Annotated in this window: 19 protein-coding genes; all 19 read left to right on the forward strand. The window is 54.1% G+C overall.

The genetic code is table 11. The features are described from left to right. The first annotated feature begins 333 nt into the window (after window positions 1-333). A complete protein-coding gene (locus tag VRC33_RS14450) occupies window positions 334-1,530 on the forward strand; it encodes an outer membrane protein transport protein (protein WP_338556960.1) in 1,197 nt (398 codons plus the stop codon). A 109-nt stretch (window positions 1,531-1,639) separates the two neighbouring features. Next, window positions 1,640-3,226 carry an arylsulfatase gene (locus VRC33_RS14455; RefSeq protein ID WP_338556962.1) on the forward strand — a complete coding sequence of 529 codons (1,587 nt, stop codon included), beginning with the start codon at window positions 1,640-1,642 and terminating at the stop codon, window positions 3,224-3,226. 51 nt (window positions 3,227-3,277) lie between these two features. Continuing rightward, window positions 3,278-4,567 (forward strand): anaerobic sulfatase maturase, encoded by a 1,290-nt coding sequence (locus VRC33_RS14460; RefSeq protein ID WP_338556964.1) that lies wholly within the window; start codon window positions 3,278-3,280, stop codon window positions 4,565-4,567. Continuing rightward, window positions 4,564-5,562, forward strand: coding sequence for a MoxR family ATPase (locus VRC33_RS14465; RefSeq protein ID WP_338556966.1), 999 nt, complete (start codon window positions 4,564-4,566; stop codon window positions 5,560-5,562). Before VRC33_RS14460 ends, VRC33_RS14465 begins: the two co-directional genes overlap by 4 nt. Next, window positions 5,562-6,467: a DUF58 domain-containing protein gene (locus tag VRC33_RS14470; protein ID WP_338556968.1), complete on the forward strand. Its 906-nt coding sequence runs from the start codon at window positions 5,562-5,564 to the stop codon at window positions 6,465-6,467. The genes VRC33_RS14465 and VRC33_RS14470 overlap by 1 nt, the downstream gene beginning before the upstream one ends. Then, the gene (locus VRC33_RS14475) at window positions 6,468-6,908 is read left to right on the forward strand and encodes a DUF4381 family protein (RefSeq protein WP_338556970.1); all 441 of its coding nucleotides are present in this window, start codon (window positions 6,468-6,470) and stop codon (window positions 6,906-6,908) included. Then, window positions 6,901-7,878, forward strand: a complete 978-nt coding sequence (locus VRC33_RS14480; RefSeq protein WP_338556972.1) for a VWA domain-containing protein — start codon at window positions 6,901-6,903, stop codon at window positions 7,876-7,878. The genes VRC33_RS14475 and VRC33_RS14480 overlap by 8 nt, the downstream gene beginning before the upstream one ends. Beyond that, window positions 7,875-9,401: a tetratricopeptide repeat protein gene (locus VRC33_RS14485; RefSeq protein ID WP_338556974.1), complete on the forward strand. Its 1,527-nt coding sequence runs from the start codon at window positions 7,875-7,877 to the stop codon at window positions 9,399-9,401. The genes VRC33_RS14480 and VRC33_RS14485 overlap by 4 nt, the downstream gene beginning before the upstream one ends. Next, window positions 9,398-10,414 (forward strand): oxygen tolerance domain protein, encoded by a 1,017-nt coding sequence (locus tag VRC33_RS14490; RefSeq protein ID WP_338576748.1) that lies wholly within the window; start codon window positions 9,398-9,400, stop codon window positions 10,412-10,414. The genes VRC33_RS14485 and VRC33_RS14490 overlap by 4 nt, the downstream gene beginning before the upstream one ends. Next, window positions 10,411-11,430 (forward strand): HAD family hydrolase, encoded by a 1,020-nt coding sequence (locus tag VRC33_RS14495; RefSeq protein WP_338556979.1) that lies wholly within the window; start codon window positions 10,411-10,413, stop codon window positions 11,428-11,430. The genes VRC33_RS14490 and VRC33_RS14495 overlap by 4 nt, the downstream gene beginning before the upstream one ends. A gap of 27 nt (window positions 11,431-11,457) precedes the next feature. Then, window positions 11,458-11,751, forward strand: a complete 294-nt coding sequence (locus VRC33_RS14500) for a YicS family protein (protein WP_338556981.1) — start codon at window positions 11,458-11,460, stop codon at window positions 11,749-11,751. Between the two features lie 37 nt (window positions 11,752-11,788). Beyond that, window positions 11,789-12,583 (forward strand): hypothetical protein, encoded by a 795-nt coding sequence (locus VRC33_RS14505; RefSeq protein ID WP_338556982.1) that lies wholly within the window; start codon window positions 11,789-11,791, stop codon window positions 12,581-12,583. A gap of 260 nt (window positions 12,584-12,843) precedes the next feature. After that, a complete protein-coding gene (locus VRC33_RS14510) occupies window positions 12,844-13,197 on the forward strand; it encodes a metalloregulator ArsR/SmtB family transcription factor (RefSeq protein ID WP_338556984.1) in 354 nt (117 codons plus the stop codon). A gap of 97 nt (window positions 13,198-13,294) precedes the next feature. Next, window positions 13,295-14,578 carry an arsenic transporter gene (locus VRC33_RS14515; protein ID WP_338556986.1) on the forward strand — a complete coding sequence of 428 codons (1,284 nt, stop codon included), beginning with the start codon at window positions 13,295-13,297 and terminating at the stop codon, window positions 14,576-14,578. Between the two features lie 49 nt (window positions 14,579-14,627). After that, on the forward strand, window positions 14,628-14,993 hold the full coding sequence (arsC, locus tag VRC33_RS14520; RefSeq protein WP_338556988.1) for an arsenate reductase (glutaredoxin): 366 nt from the start codon (window positions 14,628-14,630) through the stop codon (window positions 14,991-14,993). 200 nt (window positions 14,994-15,193) lie between these two features. Continuing rightward, window positions 15,194-16,207, forward strand: coding sequence for an ABC transporter substrate-binding protein (locus VRC33_RS14525; RefSeq protein ID WP_338556989.1), 1,014 nt, complete (start codon window positions 15,194-15,196; stop codon window positions 16,205-16,207). A gap of 41 nt (window positions 16,208-16,248) precedes the next feature. Further along, complete coding sequence (locus VRC33_RS14530) at window positions 16,249-17,235, forward strand: iron chelate uptake ABC transporter family permease subunit (protein WP_338556991.1); 987 nt, start codon at window positions 16,249-16,251, stop codon at window positions 17,233-17,235. 2 nt (window positions 17,236-17,237) lie between these two features. Continuing rightward, entirely contained in the window at window positions 17,238-17,993 is a 756-nt protein-coding gene (locus VRC33_RS14535; RefSeq protein WP_338556993.1) for an ABC transporter ATP-binding protein, read from the forward strand. A 139-nt stretch (window positions 17,994-18,132) separates the two neighbouring features. Further along, on the forward strand, window positions 18,133-18,321 hold the full coding sequence (locus VRC33_RS14540) for a DUF1289 domain-containing protein (RefSeq protein WP_338556995.1): 189 nt from the start codon (window positions 18,133-18,135) through the stop codon (window positions 18,319-18,321). Window positions 18,322-18,469 lie beyond the last annotated feature (148 nt).

The following is an 18,469-nucleotide window of genomic DNA, read 5'->3' on the forward strand; positions in this document are numbered from 1 at the left end:
TGCAAATAAATCTAAAAAATATTTTCTGAACTCATAGCCTTATTAATAATTAGCAGAGCAACTTTAATATTATAAGCACCTGTATTCAGAGATAATTTAAAAATATAAGCGCAAACGTTTTGTGATGACCCTTTTAAAAAACATTGCAGAAATTTGCCTTATGTAAAAAAACATCTATAGTGAGAAAACGTCACTTGTAACACCCTATTTACAATGGTTTTTTGAAAACCACGCCCCCCAATAATTATCGTTATACAGTGTGATTTTTTATAAAGAACTCATCATTAGCTGGCACTGAAAATATACTTTTTAGATCACTTTCTCAGGTGAAACATGAAGCATTTATTTTGGCTAAGCAGTGTAGTCTTATTCTCTGGTCACACCTTTGCAGGCGGCTTATATCTTTATGAAATTGGCACTGACGATCTTGGTCTGGCGGGTGCCGGTCAGGCTGCTCGTGCGCAGGATGCTGCTACCCTTTTCACCAACCCTGCCGGGATGACGCTTCTCCCGGACCGCTCACTCTCTCTGGGTGGCCAGGCACTGTATGGCGATGCGCCCTACAGGCTTAGTGATGACGCCCAATTAAAGGGTAAAAGCCCTGGCAACGTGATCGGCTGGTTTCCTGGCGGCAGTGCTTTCTACACGCAAAAAATTGCGCCGGATATTACTGCCGGTATTGGTCTGTACGGCAACTATGGACTGGGTCTGCACTTCGGTGACTGGGCGGGTGAGAACCTAGTCAAAGACAGCACTTTACTGGCATTAACGTTAATGCCAGCTGTCGCCTGGCAATATAACGATGCGCTCTCATTCGGTGCCGGGCTGGGCATTAACTACGGCATATTATCCCTGAAGCGACAGAATGTTCAGGGGGATACTCAGGAACAGTCAGATCATGACTGGGCGTTAAATGCCAAAGTTGGCGCATTATATCAATTTAATAAACAAACCCGCGCCGGGATTACTTATACCAGCCGCACGGATTATCATTTCAATATAAATTCAACGCTTCAATTATCTCAGCTAAATAACTCCCTTTCTTACACTCTGCCCATTGCCGCTACCGTCAATACCCCGCAACAGGTGATGGCCAGCCTGTATCACGACTTCAACGATCGCTGGGCGATCATGGGAGATATTGGCTGGCAGGACTGGAGCGAATACAGCAACAGTGAGATTCGGGTAAGCGGGAGGCCGGTCTCAGGTCATGACCGCCTGCGTGATACCTGGCATCTGGCGCTGGGAACGCAGTTTCGTGCGACTGACGAATGGACTTTTAACACGGGCGTAGCTTTTGACAGCAGCTTTTACCGTAACCAGAACGACACTTCTCTGACCATGCCCTCAGGGGATACCTGGCGCTGGGGAGTGGGCACGCGTTATCAGTTGGATAAAACCAGCAGCATCGGCGCAGCATTTGAATATGCCCATATCGACTCTTCTCACGTTGCATCGCCACTGCTTGAGGGAGGCTATGACACGCCAGCCCTCTATTTCTTTGGTGTGAATTACAACCGCGCATTTTAAACCGGTTTTATCTGTACAGGAGAAATATCGCCTAAGTAGTGCATGCTCATTGTCGTCAACGTCTTGCCGGCAGTGGTAAACCCGAAGCTCAACTCCATTGGAGCGCAAAATGTCACGAATGCCTTTTTGCAAAACATTGCTCGCCTCGATGCTTTCCGTTGCCTGCTGTTCATTCAGTGCGCAGGCGGCACCGGACAGCAATACCGCCACTACCGCCCCCGAAAAAAATAATGGTAAACCCAATATCGTCGTCATTTTTGGTGATGATATCGGCTACTGGAACCTGAGTACCTACAACCAGGGGACCATGGGCTACAAAACGCCCAATATCGACAGCATCGCGGCGGAAGGCGCTAAGTTCACTTCTTATTATGCTGAACAAAGTTCTACTGCCGGCCGCTCCTCTTTTATCACCGGCCAGATGCCCTTCCGTACCGGGATGAGTAAGGTCGGGATGCCGGGCGCACCGCAGGGCCTGCAGAAAGAAGACCCGACCATTGCGTCCGTTCTCAAGCAACTGGGTTATGCCACAGGACAGTTTGGTAAAAATCATCTTGGCGACAGAGATGAGTTCCTGCCTACCGCCCACGGATTCGATGAGTTTATGGGTAACCTCTACCATCTGAATGCGGAAGAAGAGCCGGAAAACGAAGACTATCCGAAAGATCCTGCGTTCCGTAAACAATTTGGCCCGCGTGGCGTCATCAAATCCTCTGCCGATGGAAAAATTGAAGACACCGGACCACTCAACAAGAAACGCATGGAGACAGTAGATGAGGAAACGCTGGCGGCCAATAATGATTTTATGGAGCGTCAGGTAAAAGCCAATAAGCCCTTCTTTACCTGGTTTAACACCACCCGGATGCACAATAAAACCCACATTAAGCCCGCAAGTAAGGGGATAACGGGTCTGGGTGACTACGCCGATGGCATGGTTGAGCATGACAAAATGGTTGGGGAAGTTCTCAAGAAAATCAAAGACCTTGGCATCGAAGATAACACTATCGTTCTCTATACCACGGATAACGGCCCGATGATCGCCACCTGGCCTGACTCGGGTATGACGCCGTTCCGTGGTGAGAAAAACACCGGTTGGGAAGGCGGTTTCCGCGTACCGGCAATGGTTAAATGGCCGGGGCATATCAAGCCGGGCACTATGGTCAACGATATATTCGGCAGTAATGACTGGTTCCCGACCCTGGTAGCGGCGGCTGGCGTGCCTGATATCAAGCAACAGCTGTTAAAAGGCTACAAAACCAGCGCAATGACTTACAAAGTTCACCTCGACGGCTACAACCAACTCGATTTCCTGACCGGTAAAACGCAGGAAGATCCCCGCAAAGAGTTCTTCTACTGGAGCGATGACGGCGATTTGCTGGCCATGCGTTATGGCCGCTGGAAGGCGCACTTTATGATTCAGGAACATACAGGTCTGGATTTATGGAAATATCCGTTTGTTAAATTGCGCACGCCACTGCTTTTCGATCTGGAAATTGATCCGCTCGAAAAAGGCAGTGACGGAATGGATTACAACCACTGGTTCTATGACCGTCTCTTCCTGCTTGGCGGAGCGCAGAAATACGCCACGGAGATGATTCAGAGCTTTAAAGATTTCCCGCCACGTCAGAAACCAGGCTCGTTTACCGTGTCTGATGTTTCAGCGTTGATTGAGCAAGGCAGCCCGGCAACTAACTGATGTGATGACCCACCATCCGGGTGGTTATCCACCCGGTTTCCGGAGGCTGACATGAAATACAGTACGACACTTCCAGCGAAGGCACTGCCCACGGCAGAAAAGTACAACGGTAAAGGGCCTGAATATAAGCGCCGTTTTCATGTAATGGCCAAACCCACCGGCTCCCGTTGCAACATTGACTGTAACTACTGTTTTTACCTGCATAAAGAGCAGCTGCTGCAACAGGATCACAGCGGGATGAGCGATGAGGTTCTTGAGACCTTTATCCGCGATTACATTGACAGTCAGGATGGGGACCAGGTGGTCTTTTCCTGGCAGGGCGGTGAGCCCACGCTGATGGGACTGGGTTATTTTGAGAAAATCGTTGCGCTGCAAAAGCGCTACCAGAAGCCAGGCCAGCGAATTGAAAACGATCTGCAGACCAATGGCATATTACTGAATGACAAGTGGGCCAGATTCCTTAAAGAGCACCGTTTTCTGGTCGGCCTCTCAATTGACGGGCCGGCTGAACTTCACGACCGTTACCGTGTGACACGCAGTGGCAAACCCACTTTTGAGATGGTGATGAAGGGCGTCGCGGCACTTAAGCGCCATGAGGTTCCTTTTAATGCGCTCGTCACCGTCAACCGCACCAACGCAAAATTTCCGCTGGAAGTGTATCGCTTCCTGACGCGCGAGCTGGGGGCAACCTATATCCAGTTCAACCCCTGCGTAGAGCCGGTGGATTTCAAAAGTACCGCGCCACAATTCTGGCGTGACGACACCATTCCAGTTACCGGTACCCGGCGGGCAAAACCCGGCGATCTGGATTCCATAGTTACCGACTGGTCGGTAGATCCGGATGACTGGGGCACCTTTCTGATTGCTGTTTTCGAGGAGTGGGTGAATAACGACCTGGGTCGTGTGCAGGTTAACCTCTTCGAAACGGCCGTAGCGCAGACTATGGGAATGCCCGCGCAGATTTGCGTGACCTCTGAGTTCTGTGGCAAGGGTCTGGCCATTGAAAAAAATGGTGATATCTACTCCTGCGACCACTACGTCTATCCCGAATATCAACTGGGAAATATCCGGCAAACCAAACTGGCCCATCTGGCTTTTTCTGAACGACAGAAAGCCTTTGGTTATGGCAAACGCGAAACCTTGCCCAGGGCCTGCAAAACCTGCCCTTATCTGAAGCTCTGCTACGGTGAATGCCCCAAAAATCGCATCGTCCGCAGTGAGGAAGGAGAAACGGGCCTCAACTATCTCTGCCCCGGCATTAAAGCCTTCTTCAGTTATTCCCAGCCAATACTGGTTGGCATCGCTACCCTTCTGCAACGTCAACCCGTGGAGCAGCTATGACTAACAGGGAAAAACTGCTGGCGCTGGAAACCGCCATGAATGGCCAGGTGTTGGGCCAGGAAGAACTGGTCAGAATGCTGATTGTGGCGCTGCTTTGTGACGGGCATGTGCTGCTCGAAGGATTGCCGGGGCTGGCAAAAACCCGCGCCGTACGGGAACTGGCTGAGCATCTTGAAGGCGATTTTTGTCGTATCCAGTTCACCCCCGATCTGTTGCCATCAGATATTACTGGCAGCGAGATTTATCAGCAAAATGCCACGCGGGAAGAAGACCAGTTTCGTTTTCGCCCGGGTCCGGTGTTTGGAAATATTATTCTCGCGGATGAAATCAACCGCGCCTCGGCCCGCGTTCAGTCGGCGTTGCTGGAGGCCATGGAAGAGCGGCATGTCACCGTTGCCGGGAAAACCTGGCCGCTGCCCGGCGTTTTTATGGTACTGGCTACGCAAAACCCCATCGATCAGGAAGGAACCTGGCCTCTGCCTGAGGCCCAGTTAGATCGTTTTCTGATGAAGATCCTCGTCTCTTATCCTTCGAAAGAGAACGAGCAAAAAGTTATGCAGCTTGTGCGGGCAGAGCAACAGGCTAAGTACCAGACTGCACAGCCAGAGGCGGAAACTGTAACGAGAGCCAACGTTCAGTTAAGCCAGGCTGAAATCGCAGGCTGCTGGCGGGAAATAGCCCGTGTTTATGTTGCGCCAACGATTGAGAATTACATCGTTAACCTGGTCGAGATGACCCGCCAACCCGCTTCGGTTAGTGAAACTTTTGCCAGCTATATCACCCTGGGCGTCAGCCCTCGAGGTACGCTGGCTCTGGACCGCTGTGGACGGGCGCTGGCCTGGCTTGAAGGCCGTGATGCGGTATTGCCAGAAGATATCCGGCGCGTTGCTCCGGCGGTGTTACGTCACCGCCTGCTGTTGAGCTATCAGGCCAATGCGGATAACTGCACGGCTGACCAGGCCGTGCAAATGTTGCTTGATGCCGTGGTGGCGTGATGAACAGCCCCTTAGTCATCGATCGGGCAGCCCTGATGGCGCTGGCTGGGCAAGCCCGGCGTCTGCAAAATCCACCGGGACAACTGCCGCCTGGTGCAATGGCCGGCGAGCGGGTGTCCCGCCAGCAGGGACGTGGGCTGAACTTTGACAGCCTGCGGCGCTATCAACCGGGAGACGATGTCAGGCTGATTGACTGGCAGGCCACGGCCAGGCTGCGCTCTCCCTGGATCAGGCTTTATAACGAAGAACGCGAACGTCCCGTTTTTCTGCTGGTAGATCAACGGCTGGATATGTATTTCGCTACCCGTGGCCAGAGTAAATCTGTTGTTGCAGCCAGGATTGCGGGCCTGCTGGCCTGGCGGAGCTGGCATGATGGCGATCGCCTGGGCGGTCTGGTTTTCAACGATGAATCCATGACAATGACGCCCTGCCGTTCTCCCAAAACCAGCCTCACTCCTCTGTTGTCCGGACTTGAACATTACAATCAGCTGTTACCAGAACGCTACCGGCAGGAAAGCCCGGCGAAAGTCTCGCTGTCTGATAGCCTGCAACGGCTCGGCACCACTATTCCCACGGGCAGCTGGCTGGCAGTGATCAGCGACTTTCATGACCTGGACGCCCGCAGTGAAGCACTGCTGGCCACGCTTCGCCGGCGCTGCGAAATCAGTGCATTCGTGACGCTGGACGATTTGCACGTACGTTTGCCTGCACAGGGCCAACTGGCAGCCTGGTATCAACAGCAGCAATCCACTTTTTCTCTTTCGCCAGCGTTGCGCAACCGTATTCAGGACAGCGTGACAGCCAGGCTGGCCGGTCAGGAAAACAGGCTTAACCGGCTGGGCATCAGGGTCAATCAGATCCTGGTTGGCGAAGATCTGCTGTCGCAATTACAAAAGGGGCTTTGAATGCTGGCTAAAGGCTTTTCCGTTCCCGATCTGCACACTCCCGCCCTGCCTGCGGAGATCCCCTGGTTTCCCTTGCCGCCGGGCTGGTACGTGCTTGGCGCACTGCTGGCAACGGCCTTGTTGTTCTTTCTGTTTTTGCGTCTGCTCCGCTGGCGTCGCAATCTCTGGCGGCGTGAGGCCCGGCGCGGCATCCGGCTTGAGCAAAATGCGGATGGCTGGCTCGACATCATTAAGCGGATTTTACTGGTGCACCATTCGCGTCCTGAGATAAGCAGGCTGAGCAGCGCCGGGGAGCTGCTGGCCACATTGCCGCTGGATGAACCCGTGCGACAGGCGTTACTCAGCCGTTACTGCCAACCGGACAACCAGCTGGAACAGCAGCAAAATGCGCGACTGCAACAGCAGCTCTCCCGCTGGCTGGAGACGCTACCAGATGTCTGACCTGTTGACCCGAATCGACTTTGCCTGGCCGCTGGCATGGCTGCTTCTGCTGCTTCCGCTGTGCAGCCGTTTTATTCAGCCAAAAGAACGCCAGCAGGAAGAACAGGTACGGGTGCCCTTTTTACCGGAACTGGCTGAGGAGCTTAAGCTGCACACGCCCCCACCCGGAATGCGCTGGCCAGCCAGGCTGATATTCTGGCTGAGCTGGACGCTGATGGTCTGTGCGCTTGCCCGGCCTGAGTATCTGATGCCGCCCCAGCAAATCATCAAGCCAATGCGCAACATGGTTTTAATCCTGGACGTATCGGGTTCGATGGATAAAAACGATGCTCAGGATGGCATGACCCGGCTACAGGCCGTCCAGCGTTCAGTACGCGCTTTTGTCACGCAGCGTAAAACGGACCGGATCGGACTGGTCATTTTCGCCAGTAGCGCCTGGCCTTTTGCGCCATTAAGTGAAGACAAACAGGCGCTTCTGACGCGTATCGATCAGCTGGCACCCGGTATGACGGGGCAGCAAACCGCCGTAGGAGATGCGCTGGGCGTGGCGGTGAAGTTGCTCGACAGCAGCCTGGATAAGGATGCCAGCAAGCTGGCGATCCTGCTGACCGATGGCAATGACACCGCCTCACAGCTTTCGCCAACGCTGGCCGCTCAGCTGGCGGCGAGTCACCATGTGCAGGTCCATACCATCGCCTTTGGTGATGAAAACAGCAGTGGCGAAGATAAAGTCGACGGCGCACTGCTTAAACAGATAGCCCAACTCACGGGCGGGGAAGCCCTGCAGGCGGCAACGTCTGGAAATGCCCTGGAGAAGGTCTGGCAGCAGATAGATGCCATGACGCCTGCGCAGGTGAAAACCACCGGGTTCTCCTGGCATCAGCCGCTGTTCCACTGGCCATTACTGATGGCGATGCTACTGCTGTTAGCGTTCAGTCTGGTAAGGATTTTCAGGGAGCGGACAGCATGACTGATTTTCATTTTCTCTATCCCTGGCGACTGTTGGCGTTGCTGATTTGCCCCCTGCTCTGGTTCCTCGCCAGAGGCTCCCGCAGCGCATGGCATCGCATCATGACCAAACCGCTGGCCGATGCGCTGATTCGTGGGCAACGGCGCTCGCTGTTTCAGGTGCTTCCGTGGCTGTTCGCCCTCGGCTTTATTGCCCTGGCCGGGCCCAGCTGGCAAAAAGAGCAGCCCGCAGGCATGACAACTCAGACACAGGTCATGGTCATTCTGCAACAGGACCCGGCGATGCTGGCCCAGGATTTGCCCCCTAATCGTCATCAACGCATGCAGTTCAAAATAGCGTCTCTGCTGAACTCGTTTCCCGGCAGCCATATGGGACTGGTGGTCTACAATACCCGGGCTTTTTTAACCACACCGATGACGGACGACCCCGCCTTTTTCAGGCTTTTTCTGGAGGCCCAGCAGCCCGGGCAACTCCCCGGAGGGGAAGGCTCCGGATTGCAGGCCGCCGTGGCACTGGCAATGAAAAACCTGCCGGACTCAGACAAGGTGCCGCACAGCCTGCTGCTGGTTGCCGATAATCTTACCGCAGAGGATGCGCGCTGGCTGGCTGAACAAAAACTGCCTTTACAACTTTGGGTGCCGGGCACAGCCCGTGGCGGTGCATTGCCTGAAGCGCTGGCTGCCCGTGGCACAGATACCCGCCTTAACGTGCCGCGCTTTGAACAATTACGTCAACAGGGTATCCCCGTGACGCTTGCTACCGTCGATGATGGCGACCTCCCCGCCATCACGCAAAACATTCAGCAGTCGGTGATTGCCCAGCAAAATTCCCGCAACGACCTGCACTGGAAGAACAGCGGCTACCTGCTGATTATCCCGATGCTCGTATTGCTGCTGGTCTGGCGCCAACAGATGATTTTTCTGTTGCTTGTTACGCTTCCTTTGATGACATTCACCCCGCCTGCTTCCGCTGCCTGGCTGGAGGCATTTATCAGCCCGGACAGACAGGGGCAACGGGCTTTTGACCGGGGAGAATATGCAGAGGCAGCAAGTCATTTCACCGATCCACTCTGGCGCGGCATTGCTCTGTATAACGCCGGGGATTTTGTGGCTGCCACCGCGGCTTTCAGACAGGCACCGGCCACACCAGAGGCGCTGCTCTGGACCGGAAACAGTTACGCGCAGCAAAAGAAATGGCAGCAGGCGCTCACCAGCTATGACCAGGCACTTAGCCTGCGACCTGACTGGCCGCTGGCTAAGGAGAACCGCAGTAAAATCGCCCAAATCGTGTCAGAACTGCGGAAAAAGGAGCGCGACCGTCAGGATTCTCAGAGCGATGAAATGAATTACGATCCTGACCAGATCAAGCAGGATCTCAGTAAAGATCAGGGTGCGAAGCAGCAGGTTATGCAGGCGAAATCTGGTGATTCCCCCCAGGTCAATCAATGGTATGACAATCTGACGCTCTCCCCCGGTGGATTGCTGGAAAATCTCTATCATTCAGCGCCAGCGGAGGAAAAATGAGACATTTTCTGCTGATGCTTTTGCTGTTCTCCAGTCTCGCCAGCGCGGCAATGACGATGACCCGCGAACTGATAGCCCCGGATCATCTTGTTCCCGGGCAGCCTGCGCGAGTGGCGGTCACCTTCTGGACCGACAGCTGGTTCAACCCGCCCCCGGCCTGGCCTGTGATGAGCGTGGAAAACGGGACGTTGCTCACCACGGCCCTTCCCAATCAGCTGGTTTCCCGCCTTGAGGGAGAAACAAGCTGGAGTGGGATCAGAATGGAGCGGCAGCTGATGGCCTGGGACAAAGGTATGCTTCGGCTACCGGCAATGGACGTCACCCTTCAATCAGCCGGGCAGCCCCCACAAACCGTCACGCTGCCTGCTATTGAACAAAAGGTCACATGGCCCGCTGATGTTCAGCAGCCGGACCGTTTTCTGCCTGCCAGCGCGCTGAGCCTGCAACAGAAATGGCAAATCTGGCGTGCAGAAGGCTCCTCCACTGTGCATGTCGGCGACGTTATCGAGCGGCAGATTACGGTGGAAGCTCATGATGTGATCCCCGCACAGATCCCCCAAATTCTTTTTTCAATTCCTGGCACCGGCTCTCAACGCCTGACCCCGGTTAACAGCCTACTGACCAGCGGGCGGAATGAAGTGACAGGTGCCCGGAGAGTGGAGCGATTACGTTATCTGCCTGCTCAGCCCGGCAAACTCACCTTACCGGAGGTACGTCTCCGGTGGTGGGATACCCGGCATCAGCAATGGCAGCTTGCGACATTACCCGCAGCCACCTATACCATCGCGCCTGCCAGAGCAGAGGGCAGCGAAAGTGCACTTCGCGCCGCAGGCCCCGATCCGCTACGGCATTTAATCCTGTTCTCAGCGGTCATCATGGTACTGGCGTTGCTTGCCTGGTGGCTGCGTCATCGGTTGTGGCGTGCCTTGCGTTTCGTCATCCAACGTTGGTTGCAGGTCTGGCGCATTGTGCCGCTGCCTGAACTTTCCCCCAGGAAAAGGAAAAAGAGATGAAGGTAGAAATCTGTGCTTTGGCTCTGTTATGCAGCGCGGGTACTTGCCAGGCGGCAGAAAACACCGCGCTGTCAGCCTGGAATGAAACACCCGCTAAAACGGCTATCGAACAGTGGGTTGAACATGCCACAACGCCCGGAGACAGCGCCTTTATTCCGGAGAAGCAGCGTTATGTCGTGTTTGATAATGACGGCACCTTGTGGCCGGAAGCGCCGGTGACTTTTCAGCTGCAATTTGCACTGGATGAAATCAGGCGGCTTGCGCCGTCACATCCGGAATGGAAAACAGATCCGCTGGTCACTGCGGCACTGAACAATGACCTCAAAACGCTCGCAGGTTCAGGAACAAAAGGCCTGATGAAGCTGATTGCCCTGACCCACAGCAATATGACCACAGAGGAGTTTGATAAGCGCGTCACTGACTGGGTAAGCAGCCACAAAGACCCCCGCTTTGACTGCCGGTACGATCAAATGGGTTATTTGCCGATGCGCCAGTTGCTGAGTTACCTGCGAAGCCACGGTTTTAAAACCTGGATTATTTCCGGTGGGGGCATCGATTTCATGCGTGTCCTGGCGGAGAAAATGTACGGTATCCCGCCGGAACAGGTTGTGGGTTCCTTCTCTTTATCTGAGTTCTCTCTGACTGAAGAGGGCACAACGCTGCGTAAAACCATGAACAGCGCCTTTTACGATGATGCTGCTGCCAAGCCTGTAGCGATCCATCTCTTTATGGGGCACAGGCCAGTGGCCGCTTTTGGTAACAGTGACGGGGATGTGCCCATGCTGCAATACACGGCGGCCAGTCCAGACATCAAGACCTTTGGCTTACTGGTACACCATACCGACAGCCAGCGCGAGTATGCCTATGATGCCCATCCGCCTGCCAGCGGCAAGTTAGTGAACGGCTTAACGCTTGCGGGGAAATATGGCTGGACTGTAGTCGATATGAAAAAAGACTGGAAGACGGTCTTTGACCCGGATCGGTGTCGGGCAACCGAAATCCCTCCCCTTAAGTAACCTCCCGGCAACCAACAGGAGTCAACCATGAGCTGCAAAAAATCGATTCTGCCAACGCTCTTATTGCTGATGACCACCTCCGCTGTGGCGTCCCCTTATGACAACCTCTCTTTTGCGCTGAGACAACAGAAAATCATTAATGATCTGCGCAGCCATTGTCAGATTGATAAAGCCATCACCGATGAAAAAATCAAAACGACCTTCCTGCACACTAAAAGCGCTGAGCCGCAGATTATTAAAGCAGTTACAGCATTAAGGGCGGAGGACAGCAAAACCTACAGCGAATCTATCGAAGAGGTGCAGTGTCCGCAAATTAACTGAACAGCGTTAACGGCCCTTTTGTTATAAGGATCATGCGATGAAAAAAATAAATGTGCTTTCCCTTCTTTTATTGCTGACCGGCCAGGTTCTTGCGCAATCTGGTCAGGTCAAAGGAGAGAAAGAGAAGCTGGATGATGACCCAACCAAAGTCACGACCAAAGTGGGCGCGTCCTGGTCAGATAACTATGATCTTGATGACAGCAACCTCTCGTTTTCGGGTTCCGTGGCGCTGGATGCGGCCCGAAAACTCAACGCCCGTATCAACAGCGACGCCAGCGAGTGGCGTATAGGGGGTTCCTGGCTTTTCCCTGTGGGTATTGTCAATTTTAACTTTGGAAAAAATGAATATACTAATGGCGCGTCCCAGACTAACTATTCGGTCGGGACTTTTATTCCATTAAGCTATTTCGGTATCGAACCTGCGGGTTTTCAACTCTTTCCTATGGCCGGGTATACCTATAACACCGGCGAAACCCTGGGCTGTAAAACCGACGGCAACTCAAAATGTCCTTCACCGGAAATCATCGCTTCCGGGTCTCCTGATCTGGGTCTGGACACCATCACCACCTCCGGCAGCAGCGGCTATCTCGGCCTGTTCACCTTAAAACCGCTTACACCTGATGTGAGAGTCATCGCCTTTGCAGCCGGTTCTTACGGTTCGAAAAATGACAATGGCGAGCATTACAAAGGCTATTTCGGCGGGCTGGGGTTGGGGTACTCACTCAATAAACACAACTCATTTAACCTGTTCACTTTCCTGATGGATAACAATACCTATCTGGCCGATCCCGATAAACGCTTCCTGATTTCTTACACTTATCAGTTCAACTAAGCTGCATCACAGCGTGTCAAAGAAGCCTGTCGCAAAGTGGTAATGACGCTGACAGGGACCGGGTTTGCAGGATGTGTCAGCGGACAGGAGATACCCTGAAGGGAAACAGAGCCACTCTTTTAAACTGTGTCGGTATCACAAACATTCGGCTCCAAAAAATCACTGCCTTCCAGATAAACACATATGAAATTATGAATACGTTGTTGACTCAATGTTTGCAAAAGACGATGCTTGTCTTAATCCCATTTTCAGGAATTATCATGCCGCAACTACTGCCCCTTCAACTTTTCAAAAATTTGTCTGACGAAACCCGGCTCAGTCTGGTGTTGTTGTTGCGTGAAAAAGGGGAGCTCTGCGTCTGTGAGCTTTCATCCACCCTGAAAGAAACACAGCCAAAAATCTCCCGGCATCTGGCCCTTTTGAGAGAAAGTGGCCTTCTCATCGACAGGCGTGATGGAAAATGGATCCACTATCGTCTGTCACCCCACATGCCCGCCTGGGCAGCGGCGGTCATTGAGCAGGCTTACCTTTGCCAGCGGGATGATATTCTGCAGCTCAGCCAGCAGGCAGAACGTGATAACGCAACCACCAGCGGCAAGCCAGTCTGCATTTAAAAAATTTGCCGTAACACATACGATTTATCAAATGTGTTTTATGTCTGATCTTTATCTGTCCGGTTTACCGGGCGTTTGTCTGTTAAAAGGAGTAGGTATGTTTCTGGCGGGTGCGATTTTCGTCCTGACCCTGGTGCTGGTGATCTGGCAGCCGAAAGGGCTGAGCATTGGCTGGAGTGCCGTTATCGGTGCGGCTCTGGCGCTGCTTACCGGGGTGGTACACATGGGGGATATTCCAGTGGTCTGGCAGATTGTCTGGAACGCCACGGCCACGTTCATTGCTGTCATTATCATCAGCCTGCTGCTGGATGAGTCCGGCTTTTTTGAGTGGGCCGCGCTGCACGTTTCCCGCTGGGGAGGCGGTAAAGGCAGGCTGCTGTTCACGTATATTGTTCTGCTGGGGGCTGCGGTGGCGGCACTGTTTGCCAATGACGGCGCGGCTTTAATTCTGACGCCGATCGTTATTGCCATGCTGCTGGCGCTGGGCTTCAGCCCCGGTGCCACGCTGGCGTTTGTGATGGCGGCAGGCTTCATCGCTGACACCTCCAGCCTGCCACTCATCGTCTCAAACCTGGTGAATATCGTCACGGCTGACTTTTTTAAACTGGGTTTCAGCGAGTATGCTTCAGTCATGGTGCCGGTCAATTTCGCCTCGGTTGCAGCCACTCTGACCATGCTGCATCTGTTTTTTCGCAGGGATATCCCGGTTACTTACGATCTGGCGAAGCTGAGGGCACCGCGTGAGGCCATTCGCGATGTGCGCACCTTTAAAACCGGCGGGGTTGTGCTGGTCCTGCTGCTTGTCGGCTTTTTCGCCCTCGAACCGCTCGGCGTACCGGTCAGCCTGGTGGCAGCGGTGGCGGCGTTTGTTCTCTGGCTGGTTGCCCGGAAAGGAGAGGTGATTGATACCGGCAAGGTACTGAAAGGCGCGCCCTGGCAGATAGTTATCTTCTCACTGGGTATGTACCTGGTGGTTTATGGCCTGCGCAACGCCGGTTTGACGGATTACCTTTCTGCCGCCCTGAACCGCTTTGCAGAGCACGGCATATGGGCTGCCACGCTCGGCACCGGCTTCCTGACGGCGGCACTTTCTTCGGTGATGAACAACATGCCTACCGTGCTGGTCGGTGCACTATCGATTGATGGCAGTTCCGCTCAGGGCGTGGTGAAGGAGGCGATGATTTACGCCAACATCATTGGCTGCGACCTTGGCCCGAAAATCACCCCCATCGGCAGCCTCGCTACCCTGCTGTGGCTGCATGTACTGGCCCGGAAAAATATCACCGTCAGCTGGGGCTATTATTTCCGCGTGGGTATCGTGATGACCCTGCCAGTGCTTTTTGTGACGCTGGCCGCGCTGGCGCTGCGCCTGTCTGTTTAAATTTAACCCCGGAGCTGCGCCTGTGCAGCCCCTTACCGGAGAACCGCTTATGACTGACATTACCATTTACCACAACCCGGCCTGCGGGACGTCCCGTAATACCCTGGCGCTTATCCGCAACAGCGGCACCGAACCCACTGTTATTCTGTATCTGGAGACGCCACCGGCTCGCGACGAGCTGAAAAAACTGATTGCGGACATGGGGATCGGCGTGCGCGCCCTGCTGCGCAAAAATACCGTGCCGTATGAGCAGCTGGGTCTGGCGGAAGAGCGGTGCAGTGATGACGAGCTGCTGGATGCCATGCTGGACCATCCCATCCTCATTAACCGCCCGGTGGTGGTGACGCCGCTCGGTACGAAGCTCTGCCGCCCTTCAGAAACGGTTCTGGACATTTTGCCGGACCCGCAGCGGTGACGGTCCGACCCTGTCGCACCTGGCTGACCAGCCCGGCAGATATCAGCACGGAGACCCCTACGTATAAAAAACCGGGTATGCAAGCCAATAGCGAACAGGGTAGTAAAGGGCCATAACCCGACAAATCTGTTCGGCCATTGACAGGAAAAGGCTCAACGCTTATTGTGTTATGTTATAACGTAACAACATGAACACCAATAATGAAACTTCCTGTTATTTTGGCCATTTCTGCCGTGCTGTCGCTTCCCCTGTTATCCGCACAGGCTGCGCCCTATCCCCTGACGGTTAAAAACTGCGGAGTTGAGGAAACGTTCAGGCATGCACCTGCGCGCGTCGTCACTGTAGGCCAGCATGAAACAGAGCTCATGCTGGCACTGGGGCTTGAAGCAAAAGTTGTGGGTACCTCGGTCTGGTTCGGAGCATTACCTGCAGAGTTAAAACAAAAAGGAGAGAAACTGAAGCGGCTGACGGAAAATGCCCCCGGCTTTGAAGCTGTAGCCGCCCTGAGACCTGAAATGGTTCTTGCTCAGTACAGCTGGCATGTTGGGCCAAAGGGCGAGGTTGCTACGCGCCAGCAGTTTGAACAGCTTGGCATCCGAACCTGGATTTCTCCGGCAGACTGCACGGAAAAATCGGTCACCGATGCATCAAACGGTGACGGTGCGCGCTCAGCCCCCTATTCCATCAACGTCATTTTTGATGAGATTTCAGCGCTGGCAACTATTTTTAACGTGCCGGCCCGTGGTGAAGATCTGAAACAAAACCTCTCTGCACGTATTACAGCGGCCAGCCAGAATGTGAAAACGCACCAGCAACATCCCTTAAAAGTGGTTTACTGGTTTTCCAGTACCCGCCTGAAAGGCGATCCCTGGGTGGCTGGAAGCAAAGGTGCGCCGGGCTGGGTGAATAATGTGTTGGGTCTGACCAATATCATTGATTCTGCCGAAGAGTGGCCAGCCGTAACCTGGGAACACATTGTGCAGTCTCAGCCAGACATCATTGTCATTGCCAGCATGGACAGAAGGCTTTACCCCGCTGATGATGTTGCAGTTAAAAAAGAGTTCCTCATAAACGATCCTGTTACCCGCGACATGCCAGCCGTCAAAAAACGCCAGATAGTGGTGGTTCCAGCCATGTCGCTAAATCCTTCCCTGCGTAATGTCGAAGCCGTTGAGCTTATCGGCAAGCAGATCGGCGCAATAGAAAACCAGTGAGGGTAATCCGCTCTCCTTTTAACTTGCAGACAGGCCTGATAATGCTGGTTTGTCTGGCCAGTCTGCCGCTGATGATGGTGCTGTCCTCTGCAACGGGCGATATGCCCGTCACCTTTGCCAATACAGCACGGGCGATAACCAATGGTCTCGGTATTACGCACTACGATCTGCCTGCAGTGGAAGCCGGAATTGTCTGGCAGTACCGTATGAGCCGTGCGCTGATGGCGGCCAGCAGTGGTGGTGGTCTGGCGTTGTGCGGGCTTGTGCTGCAATCGCTTTTACGTAATCCCCTTGCCGACCCCTATCTGCTGGGAATTTCAGCGGGCGCCTCGACCGGAGCCGTCTGCGTGATGCTGCTTGGCATCGGGGGTGGCGCGCTCACGACCGGAGTCGGCGCGTTTACCGGTGCCTGTGTCGCTTTTGTTCTGATTATCCTGTTGTCTGGGGGCATGCGGGAGAATACTGCACGCATCATTCTTGCCGGCATTGCCGGTACGCAGCTTTTTAACGCGCTCACATCCTACATTGTCAGCACCGCGGCCAATGCCGAGCAGTCCCGCAGCGTGATGTTCTGGTTGCTGGGCAGCCTGAGCGGCGTGCGCTGGCCCGATGCGTTGTTATGCACTGTCGTAACGGCCATCGGGTTCCTGGTGGTCATCTGTTATGCCCGCGCGCTGGATACCTTCACATTTGGTGCCGAGGTGTCCGCGACGCTGGGTACGCGGGTCCTGCTGGTGCGTATTATCCTGCTGCTGGTCACCGCGCTGATGACGGCATCAATCGTCAGTACCATTGGTGCCGTTGGTTTTGTCGGGCTGGTGATCCCGCACATAACACGCATGATGGTCGGGCATCGTCATATGATCAGTATCCCGGTCACTTTTCTCGCCGGATGCCATTTTATGATCCTTGCCGATCTGCTATCCCGCACGTTAATCAGCCATCAGGTTCTGCCAATTGGGGTGGTAACCGCCCTGGCCGGCGCACCGGTCTTTGCCGCCATTCTTTACCGCAACCGGGAGAAATAATAATGCACGTGATTGTCAATAAGCTCAGCGTGGCGCTTCAGGCCCGCAGCGTATTATCTGAAATCAGTTTTGTCGCACAGCGGGCGCAAACGGTAGGCTTGCTCGGCCCAAATGGATCGGGTAAGTCGACGCTGATTCGCGCCATGGCGGGTGTTCTCCCTTGCGCCAACCTGAGCATGAAGATTGGCGGTAAGCCCACCCACAATCTGAGCCGGCAACAGCTTTCCCGCACGCTGGCTTTTGTGCCGCAGCATACGGAGTCAGAGGCAGAGATGACGGTCGCAGAAATAGTTCGCCTCGGGCGATCGCCATATCGGGGGGCATTCAGCCCCTGGCGGCACTCAGATCAGGAGGCCGTGCAGCAGGCGCTTGCCATGATGAAGCTTAATGCCCTGGCTGACAGACCGTGGCAACGGTTATCAGGCGGTGAGCGTCAGCGGTGTCAGATAGCCCGCGCGCTGACTCAGCAGCCCGATATCCTGCTGCTGGATGAACCCATCAACCATCTGGATATACAGTTTCAGCTGGAGTTAATGCGCATTATTTCATCGCTGCCGGTGACGGTAATAGTGGCCCTGCACGATTTGAACCTCGCCGCGAAATATTGCCATCATCTGGTCGTGCTGCGTGAAGGTAAGGTCGTGGCAACAGGGGAACCTGATGCCGTATTGACTCCGGAACTGATCCATTCAACGTGGCAGGTAGATGCGATGATTAACCGAACCGAACAGGGCTACATGAACATTCAGTACGCCTGAAATAAGAGCGCCGTAATACCCCGTATCCAGATGAATACAGTTATAAATTTTTTGGGGACTCAGCCGCCCCTTTTACATGGCTATGACGGTCGACAGCAATTTCAGAACCTCATTATCAAATTTCATATCAGGAGCAATAATGTCCGTTAAGTCACCTTGTACCGATGTCTGCATCTTCAGTAACGCCAAAGGGTGGTGTCAGGGCTGTGGCCGGACGCTTCAGGAAGCACGCGAATGGCGTAAGCTCACCCCCTTTCACCGGCAGAAGATAGAGCGGGCGCTGCCCTCACGTTTAAAAATCATCTCTATGAAGAGTGAAGAACGTTAAAACTCCGCTACATATTCTGTCTGAATGCCCCATCGGGAAAACCGGAACCGTTGAATGAGTACGCAATTATGGCCAGCAGATCTCCCGGTTTGCGGCGGGTGGGCAGTCAGGCACATGTAATAGTCCTGTACAATAAACGCACGACAAA

Source organism: Erwinia sp. E_sp_B01_1 (assembly GCF_036865545.1).
In the GTDB taxonomy this organism is placed as follows: Bacteria; Pseudomonadota; Gammaproteobacteria; order Enterobacterales; family Enterobacteriaceae; genus Erwinia.